Source organism: Micromonospora craniellae (assembly GCF_014764405.1).
In the GTDB taxonomy this organism is placed as follows: domain Bacteria; phylum Actinomycetota; class Actinomycetes; order Mycobacteriales; family Micromonosporaceae; genus Micromonospora; species Micromonospora craniellae.
This window is the reverse complement of record NZ_CP061725.1, coordinates 322940-340862: the sequence shown is the minus strand read 5'-3', so window position 1 is coordinate 340862 and position 17923 is coordinate 322940. Positions and strand designations below refer to the sequence as shown.

The 17923-nt window shown below is 66.0% G+C and carries 13 protein-coding genes and 1 pseudogene; 10 read left to right on the top strand and 4 right to left on the bottom strand.

The annotated features are described in order from the left end of the window. Positions 1–27: 27 nt before the first annotated feature. A complete protein-coding gene (gene tnpC / locus ID554_RS01525) occupies positions 28–1476 on the bottom strand; it encodes an IS66 family transposase (RefSeq protein WP_191088556.1) in 1449 nt (482 codons plus the stop codon). Between the two features lie 127 nt (positions 1477–1603). On the opposite strand from tnpC, the gene ID554_RS01520 reads away from it, so the two are divergent. The 5 genes from ID554_RS01520 (at position 1604) to ID554_RS01500 (ending at position 9870) form a co-directional block, all read left to right on the top strand. After that, entirely contained in the window at positions 1604–3031 is a 1428-nt protein-coding gene (locus tag ID554_RS01520) for an IS1380 family transposase (protein ID WP_199489339.1), read from the top strand. Positions 3032–3284: 253 nt separating this feature from the next. After that, the gene (locus tag ID554_RS01515; protein ID WP_223884398.1) at positions 3285–3896 is read left to right on the top strand and encodes a carbohydrate ABC transporter permease; all 612 of its coding nucleotides are present in this window, start codon (positions 3285–3287) and stop codon (positions 3894–3896) included. 51 nt (positions 3897–3947) lie between these two features. Beyond that, complete coding sequence (gene arfA / locus ID554_RS01510; RefSeq protein ID WP_117231263.1) at positions 3948–5474, top strand: arabinosylfuranosidase ArfA; 1527 nt, start codon at positions 3948–3950, stop codon at positions 5472–5474. A 383-nt stretch (positions 5475–5857) separates the two neighbouring features. After that, the gene (locus tag ID554_RS01505; protein ID WP_223884397.1) at positions 5858–7369 is read left to right on the top strand and encodes a family 43 glycosylhydrolase; all 1512 of its coding nucleotides are present in this window, start codon (positions 5858–5860) and stop codon (positions 7367–7369) included. Positions 7370–7575: 206 nt separating this feature from the next. After that, on the top strand, positions 7576–9870 hold the full coding sequence (locus ID554_RS01500) for a rhamnogalacturonan lyase family protein (protein ID WP_158573880.1): 2295 nt from the start codon (positions 7576–7578) through the stop codon (positions 9868–9870). A 191-nt stretch (positions 9871–10061) separates the two neighbouring features. On the opposite strand, the gene ID554_RS01495 is transcribed toward ID554_RS01500, so the two are convergent. Beyond that, positions 10062–10622, bottom strand: coding sequence for an IS3 family transposase (locus ID554_RS01495; protein ID WP_117231265.1), 561 nt, complete (start codon positions 10620–10622; stop codon positions 10062–10064). Positions 10623–10691: 69 nt separating this feature from the next. Continuing rightward, positions 10692–11249: pseudogene (locus ID554_RS01490) on the bottom strand (IS630 family transposase); the annotation flags it as partial. A 302-nt stretch (positions 11250–11551) separates the two neighbouring features. Here ID554_RS01490 and ID554_RS01485 point away from each other — a divergent pair. The 4 genes from ID554_RS01485 (at position 11552) to ID554_RS01470 (ending at position 15001) form a co-directional block, all read left to right on the top strand. Beyond that, on the top strand, positions 11552–12469 hold the full coding sequence (locus ID554_RS01485) for an IS5 family transposase (protein ID WP_191088674.1): 918 nt from the start codon (positions 11552–11554) through the stop codon (positions 12467–12469). A gap of 454 nt (positions 12470–12923) precedes the next feature. Further along, entirely contained in the window at positions 12924–14045 is a 1122-nt protein-coding gene (gene ltrA, locus ID554_RS01480) for a group II intron reverse transcriptase/maturase (protein ID WP_223884396.1), read from the top strand. 64 nt (positions 14046–14109) lie between these two features. Further along, entirely contained in the window at positions 14110–14403 is a 294-nt protein-coding gene (locus ID554_RS01475) for a transposase (RefSeq protein ID WP_191088698.1), read from the top strand. Positions 14404–14554: 151 nt separating this feature from the next. Continuing rightward, positions 14555–15001, top strand: coding sequence for a DDE-type integrase/transposase/recombinase (locus tag ID554_RS01470; RefSeq protein ID WP_191088697.1), 447 nt, complete (start codon positions 14555–14557; stop codon positions 14999–15001). 7 nt (positions 15002–15008) lie between these two features. Here the strand turns inward: ID554_RS01470 and ID554_RS01465 are convergent, their stop codons facing one another. After that, complete coding sequence (locus tag ID554_RS01465; protein ID WP_396888441.1) at positions 15009–15851, bottom strand: transposase family protein; 843 nt, start codon at positions 15849–15851, stop codon at positions 15009–15011. Positions 15852–16590: 739 nt separating this feature from the next. On the opposite strand from ID554_RS01465, the gene ltrA (ID554_RS01460) reads away from it, so the two are divergent. Next, a complete protein-coding gene (ltrA, locus tag ID554_RS01460; RefSeq protein WP_223884098.1) occupies positions 16591–17841 on the top strand; it encodes a group II intron reverse transcriptase/maturase in 1251 nt (416 codons plus the stop codon). Positions 17842–17923: the final 82 nt, after the last annotated feature.

The window sequence follows — 17923 nt, the reverse complement described above, 5'->3', positions numbered from 1 at the left end:
ATCGGGTATGCGTGTACGCCGATTTGCTCAGGTGGTGGCGGGGATCCAGGGGTTTCCGGTGACGGCTTGGATCAGGGCGTCGAGCATGTTGTTGCCTTGGCGGATGGCGGTGGCGGTGTAGCTGCGGATGGCGGCGAAGTGTTCGGCGCCGGTCATGGTGCGCATGCTTCCGGAGACCTTGATCCGTAGTTTCGGCATACGGATGGTCTGTTCGGCGGCGTTGTTGTCGAAGGGGACGGCCGGGTCGGTGACGAATCGTAGGTAGTCGTCGCGGCGGTCGCGGAGCCGGACGAACAGGGCGTGGTGTTTGCGCTGGAGTTTGCCGTCGCGGCCGGCGGTGGCCTGCGCGCCGAGCACGACGGCGGAGCGCAGCAGGTACTGCTGCTCGCGTAGGGCGTCCGGGTTCGCTGTGTCCTGCCCGGTGTGGGCGTCGTCGGCCAGGCGGTTGAGCCGGCGCAGCGCGTTGATGGCTTGGGTGGCGAGGTCGGCGGTGGGGCCGGTGGCGGTGTCGGTGACGTAGACCAGTTCACGCAGCACGTGGGCGTTGCACAGGGCGTGGTTGGCGCTGGTGTAGGTGTCGTATGGCGCCCACGCGTCGTGCACGGCGACACCGGTGAAGCCGGGCAGGACACCGGCGTCGTCAATGGCGGCGGCGCCGCGTCTGCGGTGCGCCGTGAGGAGCACGTCGGTGCCGGTGGACGCGGAGTGCAGCCAGGCCAGACGGCCTTCGACGCGCATCCCGGTCTCGTCGAAGTGCACGACCGGCGCCTGCCGGATCCGGTCGCGGATCACCGGCAGCACCTGCTCGATGATGCCGAGGGCGGTGCGTTTGACCCAGGCGGTGACCGTGGCCGCCGCGACCGGCAGGCCGAACAGGTCCCGCAGCGCGTCGGCGGTACGGCCGATCGACAGGAACTGCCCGTGCAACAGGTAGACCCCGATCGCGGCGATCCGCGGCCCGTACACGGCAGGCGCGGTGGCCTCGGCGGGCCCGATGCCGGTGGTGCGATGTCCACACGGGCAGGCGAGGGTGACGATCTGATGCTCGGTCACCACGACCGTCGGTTCCGGAATGTCGAACACCTGCCGCCGGGTCACGGACACTTCGGCCGCGCCGGCCAGATCGTTGTCGCAGCCCGCGCACACCTCGGGGGTGTGCCGCACGATGACGTCGGGGTCGGCGACCTGCTCCAGAGTGGCGCCGGGCTGCCCGGCCGGGCGCCCCGGCCCCCGCCCGGACCTACCGCGCAAAGATTTGGGTGCCGGCTTGGCCAGCCCGTCCGTCGACGGCGGTTTCGAGGAGTTCTTCGACGACTGCTTCAGCTGGGCTTCCAGATCAGCGATCCGGCACTTCGCCGTACTGAGGTCAGCCTCCAGCTCCGCGATCCGCCCGAGCGCCTGATCCAACCGGGCGAACAGGTCCGCGTTCAGCGCAAGCAGCTGCTCATACGACGGCTGCGAAGGATCGGCGGGCACGAACGGTCAACCTCCCCGAGTCAGAGGCGATTTGACTGATCGAGGGCGATAAACGAAAGGTGCTCCTGACCTGCAAGGATTTGGGTGTCGAGTCCATGTCCACAGCAGAAGCGGGTGCACCTTTCTGGTGAGTAAGGGTAGCGGGTGGGATCAGCGGCTGGTCGTCGGCGCGGGCGGGAAGGGTCTGGTCGGTCACGCGGGTGCGGTCCTGCTGCGCAAATGCGCAGATCGGACCGGTCTGACCAGCGGTTTGAACAAGGTGCTACCGCGCGGCAAGGGCCCTGGGTGGTGGGATCGCGGCACGGTCCTGGTCTCACTCGCGGTCGCGATCGTGCTCGGCGCCACGAGCATGTCCGACATCGCGGTCCTCGCCCATCAGGGATTGGTCTTCGGTGATCGGCCGTCGGAGCCAACCGTCCGGCGAGCGTTGGCCGGTCTCGACGAGACCGCGCTGAAACGGATCGGCAAAGCGCGGGCGAAGGTCCGCGCTCACGTATGGGCCCTGCTCGCCCGCCGCCCGCAAGGGTTCCCGTGGCTGACGGTGGCGGGCAAGCTGCTGTCCGGGTGGGTGGTCATCGATCTGGACGCCACCCTGATCACCGCTCACTCACCGAAGCAGGGTGCGGCGGCCACGTTCAAGAAGGGTTTCGGGTTCCATCCGCTCGGTGCGTGGTGTGCGAACACCGCGGAATGCCTGGCCATGCTGCTGCGGCCCGGCAGTGCCGGCTCGAATACGGTCGCCGATCACATCCGGGTTCTCGGTGAGGCGATCGCTCAGTTGCCGGTCGCCTACCGGCGCAAGATTCTGATCAGGGTCGATGGGGCCGGTGCCACCCACGACCTGCTCGAGCACATCGAGGCGATGAACCGGCTGTGGCGCAGCGTGAAGTTCACCGTCGGCTGGACGATCACCGACGCCGACGAGATCGCGATCGAGCAACTGCCTGCTGAAGCGTGGACCGACGGCCTCGCCCAGGACGGCACGGCCGTCGACACCGCGCATGTCGCGGAACTGACCGGCCTCAACCAGCGCCTGGAGAACTGGAACGGCCGGCTACGGCTGCTCGTGCGGCGCACGAAGCCGTCGGCCCGGCACGCGAAGAATCTCACCGCGCTGGAGAAGCGGACCGGCTGGCGGTACGCGATCGTCGCCACCAACATCAGCCGGATCGCCGGGGTGCCGGGCTCGCACCAGCCGCAATGGATCGACGCTTTGCATCGTTCGCACGCAGGAGTGGAAGACAAGGTGCGCACGAACAAGGCCATGGGCCTGCGGAACCTGCCGTCGAAGGCCTGGACCGTCAACCGCGGCTGGGTCCTCGCCGCCAACATCGCCGCGGACATCACTTCCTGGACCCGGTTGCTCGGCCTGCACGACCAGGACGACCTCGCCCACGCCGAACCCGCAACACTGCGTTACCGGCTGCTGCACCTGCCCGCGAAACTGGCCGCCCACGCCCGCCGGCGTGTCCTGTCCATCCCCGAGACCTGGCCGTGGGCCGACGCGTTCACCCTCTGCTGGCAGCGCCTCACCCTGCTACCACTGACAACCTGACCCTGGACCCCTGTACCTACCAGTAGAAAGACCGTGACCGAGGGCCCGGAGAACTCGCGCTTCCACAGCGACACGTGGCGATATCACACCCAAACCGGGTGGACAAAACGGTCAAGCCGAAACGGTCAGGCAGGGAGCAAGACCCTCTGACGGATCGAGGTCAACGACCCACCCCGGCCAAACACCTCTGAAAGATCAACGACACCTATCCAGTTACTACCTGCGTTGGCTGGGAAACTCCGCACTGTATGCCGTGACCAGCGGTATCGGTGCCACCGCGATCGCCGCCCTGGCTGGCTACGCCTTCGCCAAACTACGCTTCGTCGGCCGCAACGCGCTGTTCGCGCTGCTACTCGGCCTCATCATGGTGCCGGCTACCGCCCTGGTACTGCCGACGTATTTGATGATGGCCGAGATCGAGCTCGTCAACTCGGTGTGGGCGGTGATCCTGCCCTCGTTGCTCAATCCGTTCGGGGTGTACCTGTTACGGGTCTACGCCTACGACTCGGTGCCGGACGAGATGCTGGAGGCTGCCCGGATCGACGGTGCCGGAGAGTTCCGGGTCTTTCGGAGCGTCGCGCTGCCCGCCATGCGGCCGGCGCTGGTCACGGTCCTGCTGTTCAGCATGGTGGCAACCTGGAACAACTTCTTCCTGCCGCTGGTAATGCTCAGCGACCAGGATCTCTATCCGCTCACCGTCGGCCTGCGGTCCTGGTACCTGTCCGCGACCATCGGCAACGGTGGGCCCGCCCTGTTCAATGTCATTGTCATCGGCTCGCTGGTGGCGATCATCCCGCTGATCGCCGCGTTCCTGCTGCTGCAGCGGTACTGGCGCGGCGGTTTGACCATCGGCGCTCTCAAATGACCGACTCGACCGACTGTCGTCGTCAACGCTCGCCGAACGAGGAGAAGGACTGTGCACATCGCTCGCGTCACGCTTGATCCCGCGGCTGTGGTGGCGCCGGTCAACCGGCGCACCTTCGGCACGTTCGTCGAGCACATGGGGCGATGCGTCTACACCGGCCTCTACGAGCCCGGCCATCCCTCCGCCGACGACGACGGCTTCCGTACCGACGTCCTGGCCCTCACCCGCGAACTCGGCGTGACGACGGTCCGCTACCCGGGCGGCAACTTCGTCTCCGGCTACCGGTGGGAGGACGGAGTGGGCCCGAGGGACCGGCGCCCGCGCCGCCGTGACCTCGCCTGGCGCAGCATCGAGACGAATGAGGTCGGTATCGATGAGTTCGCGCGATGGGCGACCAAGGCCGACGTCGAGATCATGTACGCGCTCAACCTGGGTACCCGGGGCGTACAGGATGCCCTGGACGTTCACGAGTACATCAACCAGGTAGCCGGCACCCACCTGGCGGACCTGCGCCGAGCCAACGGCGCCGACGAGCCTTACGGCATCCGGATGTGGTGCCTGGGCAATGAGCTCGACGGCCCGTGGCAGCTCGGGCACAAGACCGCCGACGCGTACGGGCAGCTCGCCGCCGCCACCGCGCGGGCGTTGCGTGCCGCGGAACCAGACCTGGAGCTCGTCGTCTGCGGCAGCTCCAGCTCCAGTATGCCGACCTTCGGAGCCTGGGAAGCCACTGTCCTGGAGCACACCTACGACCTCGTGGACTACGTCTCCTGCCATGCCTACTACGAGGAACATGACAACGATCTAGGCTCATTCCTCGCCTCTGCGACGGACATGGACCACTTCATCGACAGCGTCGTCGCCACTGCCGACAGCATCGGGGCCAGGCTGCGTAGCAAGAAGAAGATCCACTTGTCTTTCGACGAGTGGAACGTCTGGTATCTCACCCGATTCCAGAGTCAGGTAAGGGCGGATGAGTGGCAGGTCGCTCCACGCGTCATCGAGGACGAATACAACGTGGCCGATGCCGTCGTCGTGGGCAATCTGCTCATCTCCCTGTTGCGACACAGCGACCGCGTCACTGCTGCCTGCCAGGCGCAGTTGGTCAACGTGATCGCTCCGATCCGGACCGAGCCTGGCGGGCCTGCCTGGCGACAGACCATCTTTCATCCGTTTGCCCGCACCGCTGCCCTGGCGCGTGGTGACGTGCTACGCACGGATATCGACGGTCCGTCCTACCCGACCGTGCGCTACGGCGAGGCGGCGGTGGTCGATGCGGTCGCGACCCACGATGTGCAGACGGGTGATGTGGCGATCTTCGTGGTCAATCGCGACGAAAGCCGACCGGTCCAGATCACCATAGACCTGAGCCGCTTCGACGCTACTGTGTCCCGTGCGCAGGCGTGGACCCTTGCCGATGACGACATCCGCGCCAGCAACACCGTGGGTGACCAGGACAGGGTCACACTGCGACCCAACCGGAAGCTCTCGATCCACGCCAGCGGCGCCGAGGTTGTACTTCCACCGGTGTCCTGGACGGTGCTGCGGTGCTCCTTCCAGTCGCAGCCGGGCGGCTGACCTGCGAGTCCGCCCAGAAGGTCGGGCCCGGATGCGACGTCTGACTATGGCCAGTGATGTCAGACGTCGCATCCGCCGTCCTGTACGGAGTGTCGAACACGCCAGGCGGCTCCTCGGTGATCGAGCAGTCTCCCTACGTGATTGTTTCAATTATTGAAAATTTCGACGAGGTTCGACGCGCCATATGCTTGACAGGTGTCGATGTTAACGCGAACAATCATTTGTAACGGCAGCGTAACGTGGCGATGGCCGTGCGTTGATCGCCGTGTAATGCGAAGCAATAGTCGTGCGCCGATCTATGCGGGTCGGCTTCGATTGGCTTGCTGCCCGTTCTCCTGCTCGGGGTCCGAAAATGCTCGGTCCACAACTTTAAGGAGGTAGTGATGATGGGTTTGGGTGGGTTGCCGCGGGTGGGTTCGCGGTGGCGTGGCTGGCGGGCGGGGATGGTCGCCGCTGTGGTGGTGCTGCTGGCGGGGGTGGGGGTGGTGTTCGGGGTGCCGTCGGCGTCGGCGGCGACGGTGGATACGTCGGCGTCGTACGTGTTCGTGAATCGGCACAGCGGCAAGGCGATGGATGTCTTCGAGTGGTCGACGGCGGAGAACGCGCCGGTGAATCAGTGGGCGCGAAATGATCTGGCGGTACAGCAGTGGCAGTTCGTGGATGCCGGCGGTGGGTTTTACACAGTGCGGTCACGGCACAGTGGAAAGGTGCTGGAGTTGCCGGCGGCGGCTGACGGTACCCAGTTGGTGCAGACAACCGATCGGGGGGCGGCTACGCAGCAGTTCCGGTTGCAGGATTCGGCTGGTGGCTTCGTGCGGTTCGTGAACCGGCAGTCCGGCAAGGTTATCGATGTGTGGGAGTGGTCGACGGCGGACGGTGGTCGTCTGGCCGGTTACACCGATGTGGACGGCGCCAACCAGCAGTGGCAACTGGTACGCCTGGGTGCCGGCGGGACACCGACCACCCCACCCGGCGGCACCCCCACGTCGCCTCCGCCCACCGGTACTCCGCCGCCGACCTACCCGCAGCCGGGCAGGGTCTCCGGTGACGTCGGCGTCCACGACCCCACCGTGGTCAAGCGGCCCGACGGCACTTACCTGGTCGCGCACACCGGCAACAATGTCGCGCTGAAGACCTCCACCGACCGGATCACCTACCGCAACGCCGGAGCGGTCTTCCCCGGCGGCGCACCGTGGACCACCGCCTACACCGGCGGCGCGGCCAACCTGTGGGCACCGGACCTGTCGTACCGCAACGGCCGCTACTACCTGTACTACTCGGCATCGACGTTCGGTTCCAACCGCTCGGCGATCTTCCTGGCCACCAGCACCACCGGCGTTTCTGGAAGTTGGACCAACCAGGGCCTGGTGATCGAGTCGCGGACGTCGGACAACTTCAACGCGATCGACCCCAACCTGCTGGTTGACGACCAGGGCCGGTGGTGGATGAGCTTCGGGTCGTTCTGGTCAGGCATCAAGATGATCCAGGTCGACCCGGCGACGGGACACCGGCTCGGCACGACGATGCACAGTCTTGCCAACTACGGCCCGGGCATCGAGGCGCCCGTGATCGTCAAGCGCGGCGCCTGGTACTACCTGTACGTCTCGTTCGACCGCTGCTGCCAGGGCGCCAACAGTACGTATCGCGTCATGGTGGGCCGCTCGGCGAGCCCGACCGGGCCGTACGTCGACCGGGCCGGCAGGGCCATGCTCTCCGGCGGAGGCACCCAGGTCCTCGCCTCGCACGGCAGCATCAACGGACCAGGCCATCAGGCGTTCCTCGCCGACAACGACGGCGACCACCTGTTCTACCACTACTACGCCAACAACGGTGCCGCACTGCTCGGCATCAATCGCATCGGCTACGACTCGGCTGCCTGGCCCTACGTGTACTGATCCCTCGTCAGCGGGCCGTCGGGCCTGGTGAGGCTGTAGAAGGATCACTGCCCCGCTAGGCGGTGACCTTTGACAGCCGAGTGGCCCTTCGGGTATCTGCCTCAATTGGTCGGTCAGGCCAGCTATCGCCTGACGCACTTTCCATCATAGGAGTTCCCATGACACCCATTTTGGCTCTATCACATCGCCGCCGATGGTGGCGTAGCTTGCTGACGGCGGGCGTGACCGTGCTTCTCGCCATTACCGGGGTGGCCGTCGGGCTGCCCGCCGCCTCGGCGGCGACGGTGGACACGAACGCCTGGTACGTACTGGTCAACCGGCATTCGGGTAAGGCGTTGGACGTGTTCGAGTTGGCCACCGGGGACGGCGCTCGGATCACCCAGTGGACGCGTAACGACGGTGCATGGCAGCAATGGCAGTTCGTGGATTCCGGTGGCGGTTTCTACCGGTTGCGGTCGCGGCATTCCGGCAAGGTGCTGGACGTGTCCGAGGCGTCGACGGCCGACCGCACCCCGCTGGTGCAGTGGAGCGACAACAACGGCTCGCACCAGCAGTTCCGGCTGGCTGACTCCGATGGTGGTCATGTCCGACTGATCGCCCGGCATTCCAACAAGGCGGTGGACGTGTTGGACTGGTCCACCGCCGACGGTGCCGAACTCGTCCAGTGGCCGGACACCGGCGCCAGCAACCAACAGTGGCAACTCGTCCGGGTCGACGGCGGCAGCCCGCCGCCGCCGACGACTGGCCCGCCGCCGACGACCGGCCCGCCGCCCGCCAACGGTTCCCGGCTGATGGAGAATCTGGGTCGGGGCGTCGTGGCGGTGCGATCCGCCACGTCGAGCGTGCTCGTCTCGTGGCGGCTGCTCGGTCTCGACCCGCAGGGCATCGGGTTCAACGTCTACCGGTCCACCGGGGGCGGCGCTGCCGTCAAGCTCAACTCGACTGTGCTCACTGGCGGGACGAACTACACGGACACCACCGCGAACCTGTCGCAGTCGAACAGCTACCACGTACGGCCGGTGGTCAACGGGGTGGAACAGCAGGCGAGCGGCGCTTTCACGCTGCGGGCCAACAACGCCGTCGAGCCGGTGGTCCGGGTGCCGTTGCGCAACACCGGCACGGTGAAGTTCGTCTGGGTGGGCGACCTCGACGGCGACGGCGAGTACGACTACGTGGTGGACCGCCAGACCAGCCCGCAGCGGATCGAGGCGTACCGCAGTGACGGGCGGTTCCTCTGGGACGTCGACATGGGTCCGAACAGCACCAACCAGAACAACATCGAAGGCGGGTCGTCGACCATCAACGTCGGGCACAACGACGGGGTGACGGTCTACGACCTTGACAGCGACGGCCGTGCGGAGGTCGCGGTGCGGATCGCCAACGGCGTACGGTTCGGCAATGGCACCACGTTCAGCCAGGGAAGCGACAACAACCGTCAGCACATCGCCATCCTGGACGGCATGACCGGTGCGCCACGCGCCACGGCGCCGGTGCCGACCGACTACCTCAGCGACGGCCCGATGTACGCCCGCTTCGGCGTGGGTCACCTCGACGGCACGAACCCGAGCCTGGTCGCGTACATGAAGAACCGGATCGGCAGCGGGGACTTCAACCTCATGTTCACGGCATGGCGCTTCACCGGCAGCGCCCTGACCCAGCAGTGGAAGTTCCTGCGCGGTAACCAGAACCTGCCGGACGGGCACAACACCCGGATCATCGATGTCGACGGCGACGGTCGGGACGAGATCGTCGAGATCGGGTTCGTGCTCAACGGGGACGGCCGCCTGCGCTACTCGCTGGCACCGCAGGGCATCACGCACGGCGACCGGTTCCACATCGCGAAGATGGATCCCAACCGTCCGGGCCTGCAGGGCTTCGGTGTCCAGCAGGACAACCCCAGCGGCCTGCGCCAGTACTACTACGACGCTGCCACCGGTGCCATGATCTGGAAACACACCGAGGCCGGCACTGCGGATGTCGGGCGTGGCATGGCCGGTGACATCGATCCACGCCGGCCCGGCATGGAGGTCTGGTCCTTTTCGGGCGTCTACAACGCCGCCTCGAACCAACGCCTCGCGGACACCGCCCCCTGGCCGCAGCACGGCCTGTGGTGGGACGGCGACCTGACCATGGAGCTGTTCAACGACGGCAAGATCGAGAAGTGGGACCCGAACAACCCCACCCCCAGCAACCGCCTGCCACGGCTACTCACCGTGGGCCAACACGGCGGCCAGACGTACGGGGTGTACCCGACGCTGATCGGTGACATCCTCGGCGACTGGCGAGAAGAAGTGGTGGTCACCAACGGCAACTCCACCGAACTGTTGGTCTTCACCACCAACCAACCGACCAGCACCCGGCTGTACACGTTGGCGCACAACCCGGCCTACCGGAACGCCATGACCCTCAAGGGCTATCTCCAGTCGCACCATCTCGACTACTTCCTCGGCGCCGGCATGACCCAGCCGCCGCCACCGAGAATCACCTACACCCGCCGATAACGTCGCAGGAACTCCGCTCGTCGGGCACACGAGACGGCCGGTGCCCAGCACACTTGCTGGGCGCCGGCCGCCCGCGCGTGGGCATGCCGCTGATGGCTGCCCAGCGATTCAGCCAACCTCTGGCAGGCGCCTCCTGACAGTGACACAGGCATGCCACAGCGTGTCAAGCCCCGGGTTTGATGGAGAGTTGGTTAGCTGGTTTTCAGGGGTGCGGTGACCGGGTGGGTCATCGCGTGTAGTGCCTCGTGTTCGGCGGGTGGGACGTGGCGGAGTTCGCCGTGCAGCCTGCGGTTGTTGTACCAGTCGATGTACTCGACGGTGGCTATCTCCAGGTCGTCGAGCCCGCGCCACGGACCGGTGTTGCGGACGAGTTCGGCCTTGTACAGGGAGTTGAACGCCTCGGCCATCGCGTTGTCGTACGAGTCGCCCTTGGAGCCGACGGAGGTGACGGCGCCGGCCTCGGCGAGCCGCTGGGTGTAGCGGATCGCTCGATGTTGGACTCCCCGGTCGGAATGGTGGACCAGTCCGCCCAGGTCAGCGCCTTGATTCTCGCGGCGCCAGATCGTCATCTTCAGCGCGTCGAGAGCCAAATCTGTGGAGAGCGACGTGGAGACTTGCCAGCCGACGATCATGCGGGAGTACACGTCGAGGACGAAGGCGGCGTACACCCAGCCCAGGCTGGTGCGCACGTAGGTCAGGTCGGCGACCCACAGCTGGTTCGGCCGCACGGCGGTGAAGTCGCGTTTGACCAGGTCAGCGGGCCTGGCTCAACGCCGCAGGCACTACCCACCGACTCTCTGGCCCGTTCCTAGTGTTCTGTCTCAGTTTTGACTTGCCGTTTGTTGGAGGGTGACGCGTTCACGTCGGACCTTGGCGAGGATCGATTCGGCGGTGGCGGTCCATACGAACGGTTTCGGGTCGTCGTTGTGTACTCGCAGGTATTCCTCGATCGCGGTGGTGAGGTCGTGCACGCTGTGGAACACGCCTCGGCGGATCATCTTGTCGGTCAGGTCGGCGAACCAGCGCTCGACCATGTTCAGCCAGGACGAGCTGGTCGGGGTGAAGTGCAGGTGGAAGCGGGGATGTTTGGCCAGCCACGCCTTGACGTTGGGGTGGGTGTGGGTGCCGTCGTTGTCGACGATCATGTGGATCTGCAGCTTGCGGGGCGCCGATGTGTCGATGGTGCGCAGGAACCGCAGGAACTCGTCGTGGCGGTGCCGGGCGAAGCGCTTGCCGATGACCTTGCCGGTCAACACGTCCAGCGCGGCGAACAGGGTTGTGGCGCCGTGCCGCTTGTAGTCGTGGGTCATCGTGCCGGCCCGGCCGGGCTTGAGCGGCAGGCTCGGCTGCGTGCGGTCCAGGGCCTGGATCTGTGACTTCGTGCGCCACGAGGCGCTGTGTTACCGGGTGGAGATGGAAGGGCTCCACCGCCGGTCTGTCGCAGCAGGCCGGTGAAGCTGAGGGCAGCCGGAACCGGGAGGCGCCGGGGATGGTGGGAGCAGCCCTGACAACGGCGGGACCGGTCGGCACTGCCAGACGACCGGGGTCCGCCTAGGCCGTGTGTCATAAGTGCCCGTGGCCCTGCTGTGAGGTGATCGGCTGGGTGTGTCGGTGATCGATATGCGGTGAGGTCTCCGGTAGATGGGTTATCGACCAAGACAACCATCTGCACGGAGACCTCGTGGCCAGCGTAGTGGTGACGAGGCGGCACGACCTGACCGACGCGCAGTGGGCGGTGCTGGAGCCGTTGCTGCCCGGGCGGAAGAAGCCGGGTCGGCCGCCGAAGTGGAGCAAGCGGCAGCTCATTGACGGGATCAGGTGGCGGGTCCGTACGGGTGCGCCGTGGCGGGACGTGCCGGACTGCTATGGGCACTGGCGCACGGTGTACGGGCTGTACCGGCGCTGGCAGCGGGCGGGGGTGTGGGCGGGGATCCTGGCCGGGTTGCAGGGTAGGGCCGACGCGCTCGGGTTGATCTCCTGGGACGTGAGTGTGGACTCCACGATCGTGCGGGCGCATCAGCACGCCGCCGGCGCCCGCCGGGGCAGTCACACGCAGGTCGAGCCGCCGGGCGGCAGCAGCGCCGCCGAGCCGGCGGATCACGCGCTGGGCCGGTCCCGGGGCGGTCTGACGACCAAGCTGCACCTGGCCTGCGAGCAGGGCCGCATGGTGCTGGCGTTCGTCATCACCGGTGGGCAGCGCGGCGACAGCCCGCAGTTCACCACTGTGCTGGACCGCATCCGGGTGCCTCGTCTCGGTGTCGGGCGGCCCCGGTGTCGGCCGCAGCGGGTCCTGGCGGACAAGGCGTACAGCAGCAAGGCCAACCGCGGCTACCTGCGGCGCCGTGGTATCGGCTGTGTCATCCCGGTCAAGGCCGACCAGGCCGCGAACCGTCGTAAGAAGGGCTCGGCGGGTGGCCGGCCACCCGCCTTCGACCCCAGCGCATACCGGCAGCGTCACGCCGTGGAGTGCGGCATCAGCCTGCTCAAACAGCACCGTGCCGTGGCCACCCGCTACGACAAACTCGCAGTGCGCTACGAAGCCACCGCCACCATCAGCATGATCGACAACTGGCTCCGGCGCCTCGAACGGCACTTATGACACACGACCTAGCGAGACGGGAAGGTGCACGTGAGGAACCAGCGGGTAAATCCTCTCAAGAGATACACCGGCTCAAATCTGGTGGATATGGGCCGGGGTGCGATGCACGCCCACGGTGGGTGGGCGACTCCTGCGTCGGGTGAAGACGCCGGTAGGGAGGCCACGAGGAAGGCCTGCGGCGTACTCGTGGCGATGTCGCAGGGGCAAAGTTGGGCACCTCACCCGTCGACCGGTGCGCGGTGAACGTGGGAAGCGTCCCGGGCTCGACCCGTTGTCCGGCCGTCCAGGCCGGAGGCGGGCAGGCTCGCGCTCGGCTGATGGGTTCGGGACGTGGCGGAGCCGCCGTAGTAGTCGTGGGCGTAACGCCCCATCACGGAGGACGGGAAAGCCGTCCGCAGGGCCAAGGGCGGCAGCGAGTTCGCAGCGTAGGGACTGGCATGGCGGGAGATCGCCGGTGAATACCGGCGTGCCGGGACCGGAGGCCGAACTGGCCGAGGACCGGGTACTGCGGATCCAGACCAAGCTGCACCAATGGGCGATCGATGATCCTGATCGCCGGTTCGACGATTTGTGGAACCTCGTCTGTGATCCCGCCGTGCTGGTCGTGGCCTGGCGGCGGGTGCGGGGCAACCGAGGGAAGCGGTCCGCCGGGGTCGATGGGGTCAGACCTGACGCCATCGAGGCGCCGGAGGCGGGGTTCATCGCGGAACTACGAGCTGATCTCAAAGCCCGTCGGTTCACCCCGATGCCTGTGCGGGAGCGGATGATCCCGAAGCCGGGGGCGACGAAACGTCGCCGGCTCGGCATCCCCACTGCGCGGGACCGTGTCGTGCAGGCCGCCCTCAAGTTGGTGCTGGAGCCGATCTTCGAGGCGGGGTTTCGCCCGTGCTCCTACGGGTTCCGCCCGAAACGCCGAGCCCACGACGCGATCGCCGAGATTCATCAGTTCACCTCCCGCTCCTACGAGTGGGTGTTCGAGGCTGACATCGAGGCGTGCTTCGACCAGATCTCGCATCCGGTGCTGATGGACCGGGTCCGTCGTCGGGTCGGGGACAAACGCGTCCTGGGTCTGGTGAAGGCATTCCTGCGCGCGGGCATCCTCAGCGAGGACGGCCAGGCGCAGGCCACCGTTGCCGGCACCCCGCAAGGGGGCGTCCTTTCGCCCCTGCTCGCGAATGTGGCACTGTCGGTGCTCGACGAACACTTCACCGAGCACTGGCAGACCAACAGCGGCACCGACTACCAACGGACCAAGCGTCGCCGGGCTGGGCTGCCCAACTACAGAATCGTCCGCTACGCGGACGATTTCGTGGTGATGGTCAGCGGCAGCCAGGCACACGCGGAGGCCCTGCGAAAAGAGGTCGCCGAGGTCCTCGCACCGATGGGCCTGCGCCTGTCGGAGGCGAAGACGAAGGTCTGCCACGTTGACGAGGGCTTCGACTTTCTGGGCTTCCACATCCAGCGGAGGCACAAACGAGGCACCGATAAGCACGTGGTCTACACCTACCCGTCGAAGAAGGCGCTGGCCTCCATCGTCGGCCGGGTACGCGCGTTGACCAGCAGATCGTCACATTGAGGTGACCCGAGAACTCCGGACACGTCCCCAAGTAGGGTGACGAGGAGTCCGGGAGGAACAGTACGTGAGCAAGAAACCTGCGAAGTATTCGCCTGAGTTGCGGGCAGAAGCGGTGCGTTCGGTGGTCGAGGGTCGGCGTACCTATGCTGAGGTTGCGCGTGATTTCGGTCTGGTCGCCGAGACAGTCCGGAACTGGGTGATCGCCGAGAAGAAGCGTAATCCTGGGCAGACCGACGAGACGCGGGATGCGATCGATCGGGCGAGGGTCGCGGAGATGGAACGGCGTATCCGTGAGCTGGAGCAGGAGAACGCTTTCTTGAAAAAAGCTGCGGCCTTCTTCGCGAGAGAACAACGATAAGCGAGCGTTACGCGCTTGTCGCTGCGGAGAAGGCTGCCTTCGACGTGACGATGATGTGCCGCCTGGTCGGTGTTTCCCGGTCCGCGGTTTCTACGAATGGCTGGATCGGCCGCCGTCGGCCGGAGAGCGACGTCGTGTGGAGTTGACCGCGATGATCGAAGCCGTGTTTATCGGCTCGGGCCGCACGTACGGGTATCGGCGTGTGCACGCCGAGCTCGTCCGCGGTGGGGTCGAGGTCGACGATGACCTGGTGCGGCGGCTGATGGGAGCGAAGGGGCTGGTGCCGGTGCAGGTGAAGCGGCGGCGAGGGCTGACCGTGCCGGACCGTGCTGCGGGGCCGATCCCGGACCTGGTCGGCCGGGACTTCACCGCGACGGTGCCGGGCGTGAAGATGGTCGGCGACATCACCCAGATCGATACCGGCGAGGGGCCGTTGTATCTGGCTTCGGTTATCGATTGCTATTCGAAGAGTGTTATCGGGTGGGCGGTCGACGAGCGTTACCCGGCTTCTTTGGTGTGCGCTGCCGTGGACATGGCAGCGCGGCGTGTTCCGCTGCCGGACGGGGCTGTTTTTCATTCCGATCGCGGCAGCCAGTGAAGTTATCTCAACAAGATTCGGATAGGTATTTGTATTCGAAGTGGGTCAGGTGTAATGCGGCGGCGACGATGTCGCCGATTCGGCGTGGGCTGATGTTCGTGTGGCGGAGCGTCTTCCAGCGTCCGATCAGGATGGCGAAGCCGCGTTCGCCTTGCCATCGCAGGCCGCGGAGCAGCTGGTTGTAGGCACGGTTGTCGGGCGCGAGGCGGCTGCCGTCGGTGGGCTGCTTGATCGGGGTCTTGATGCCGTGGCCTGTGCTTTCGTAGCCGGAGTCGGCCAGGGCGGGCAGGTCGAGTTCGGCGGCGGACCAGTTCAGGGCGGCGGTGACGCCGAGTTCGCGGGCGCAGCTGGTGTCATGCAGATGCCCGGGCATCGCCGCCGATGTCCAGATCGGTAGCCCGTCCGGGCGCATGACGGCTTGGATGTTCGCGCCGAAGTCGCGGTGCTTTCCCGAATACCAGGCGTCGATGGTCTCGCCCTTGACGGACAGGGTGGTCTCGGTGAGCCGGTCGCAGTCGAACAGTTTGCCGTCGAGGATCACGTACGGCCAGCCGTCGGCGGCGGCCCGACGCAGAGCGGTGTGCAGGTCGGTCGCCTGGGCGGCGAGTACGGCTACGCCCTCGTCGCGGTAGCGGTAGGCGGTGGCCCGGGAGATCCCGAATCCGGCGGCCAGCAGGGTCAGGTCCTCGGCTTTGCGGAACCAGATGAGCACGAGAAGTGCCTGGTGGAAGCAGGTCAGGGCGCGGGTGTCACGCCGGGTTCCGCGGGCTCGGCGTTCGGCGGCCAGCAGCCGGCCGAGGTACTGCACGAGTTCCCTGGGGACATCGATCATGGCACGATAGGCGATCACGCGGAGTCCTCATGGTGTAGGTGATCTTGTGGTGAGAACTACCTACCGAGGACTCCGCGTCCTCTTCCAGCACAGTCCGATCTCAACAGCTTCGCCCGTGTCGCACCAATCAACACATTCGCGTCGCTGAGATCAGCTCTTGTGAACACGAACGTGGAAAGCGAGGCAAAGATTGATGACGGTCTCGTGGACTGCGGTGCTGTATGGGAGATGGAGGTTGTTTGGCCCTCCGGAGCCGGCTTGCGGAAGCAGGCTTCAAACCACCACGAGGGGCGTTGGCTGAAGACCGTCGTCCTGAGCGTCGTTGGAAAAGGCGTGACTGTGATCGCGTCAGGTATGGACCGGGAAGATGAGCGATGAACGTCGAGTTCTCTGCCGTTGACGTGTCGAAACTCAGTCAGACGACATCAGAACCGAGGCCGGAGGTGAGTCTCGGGATGAGCCTGGGGGATATCCGCTTACTGCCCAGGTGGTGTCCGGCATATAGGCAGCATGAGCCCGGTCCAGGCTCTCATACGGAACGTGTGAAGGCGGACCCCGATACCGTCCGTCGGTTTACCGGCGGCGAGAGGGAGGACTCCAAGCGGAGGAAACCGCGAGGAGCAGAGTACCGATGCGGGGACGCTGGCGGACTCGCCCGTAGTAGCTGTGAACCGCCTGCGTATCGCAGTGGGTCGGGGAGCGAAGGGGCGGGGTCGTTCAGGCTGGTTTGTGCGGTCAACCGTGAGGGAGGAACCGCGTGAGTCAGCCAGGGTTGACAGGCAAGTCGCACGATATCCCAAAGCGGCTGATCTGGGCCGCGTGGTTGAAGGTGAAAGGTAATGGCGGAGCGGCCGGGGCCGACGGAGTGACGATCGAACAGTTCGAAACGAGGTTGGCTGACAACCTCTACCGACTGTGGAACCGTATGTCGTCGGGCAGCTATTTCCCCGGCCCGGTCCGGGCGGTGGAGATCCCGAAGAAGGGTGGGGTCAGGATTCTGGGCATTCCCAATGTGGTCGACCGGGTGGCGCAGACGGTGGCGGTGCTGGTGTTGGAGCCGGAGGTGGAGAAGGTGTTCCACGACGACTCCTACGGATATCGTCCCGGACGGTCCCCGATTGATGCGATTCGGGTGTGTCGGCAGCGGTGTTTCAAGAAGGACTGGGTCGTCGATTTGGACGTCAAGGCCTTTTTCGACTCCGTGCGGTGGGATTTGATGCTCAAGGCGGTGGCGCGTCACACGACTCACCCGTGGGTCATGCTGTATGTGGAGCGCTGGTTGAGAGCGCCGATGCTGATGCCCGACGGGACCCTGACCCATCGGAACAAGGGGACACCGCAGGGTGGTCCGATCTCCCCGTTGATCGCCAACATTTTTCTGCACTACGGCTTCGACACCTGGATGGGCCGTGAGTTTCCCGGGGTCGGGTTCGAGCGGTTCGCAGACGATGTGGTGGTCCACTGCGTGACCGAACGTCAGGCGCAACAGGTGCGTCAGGCGATCGATCGTCGGTTCGCGGACATCGGGTTGCAGTTGCACCCCGACAAGACGCGCATCGTGTACTGCAAAGACGACCGGCGCCGTCTCGACTACGAGCTGGTGACGTTCACGTTCTGCGGGTACGCGTTTCGTCCCCGGAAGGCATGGGACAAGATCCGCGGAAGGGCCCGGACCGGGTTCCTACCCGCGGTTGCCCCGGGGAAGCTGACCGATATGAGCCGCAAGGTCGCGTCCTGGCGGCTACATCGACGCACGACCGGCAACCTGGCAGACCTCGCCGTAGAGGTCAACCCTGTCCTTCGGGGCTGGTTGAACTACTTCACCGTGTTTTACCCGAGCGCGGTCTACCCGATCGGCAAGCGCATCGATCGTCATCTGATGCGCTGGGCGAAGTGGAAGTACAAGCGACTCAAACGCAGCGACGACAGAGCTCGAGTATGGCTACGAGACGTCCGGCAACGGTCGCCCGACCTGTTCGCGCACTGGGCGATGCGGTACACGACCTGACAACCGAACGGCACGAGCCGGATGAGTCGAGAGGTTCACGTCCGGATCTGTGGGGGACGGCGGGTGAAACTCCCGCCGTCTA

What these genes read in the sequence shown, in the direction of transcription:
- ID554_RS01505 (WP_223884397.1), top strand. Translation starts at nt 5,858, where the DNA reads ATGATGGGTTTGGGTGGGTTGCCGCGGGTGGGTTCGCGGTGGCGTGGC.
- ID554_RS01470 (WP_191088697.1), top strand. Translation starts at nt 14,555, where the DNA reads ATGATCGAAGCCGTGTTTATCGGCTCGGGCCGCACGTACGGGTATCGG.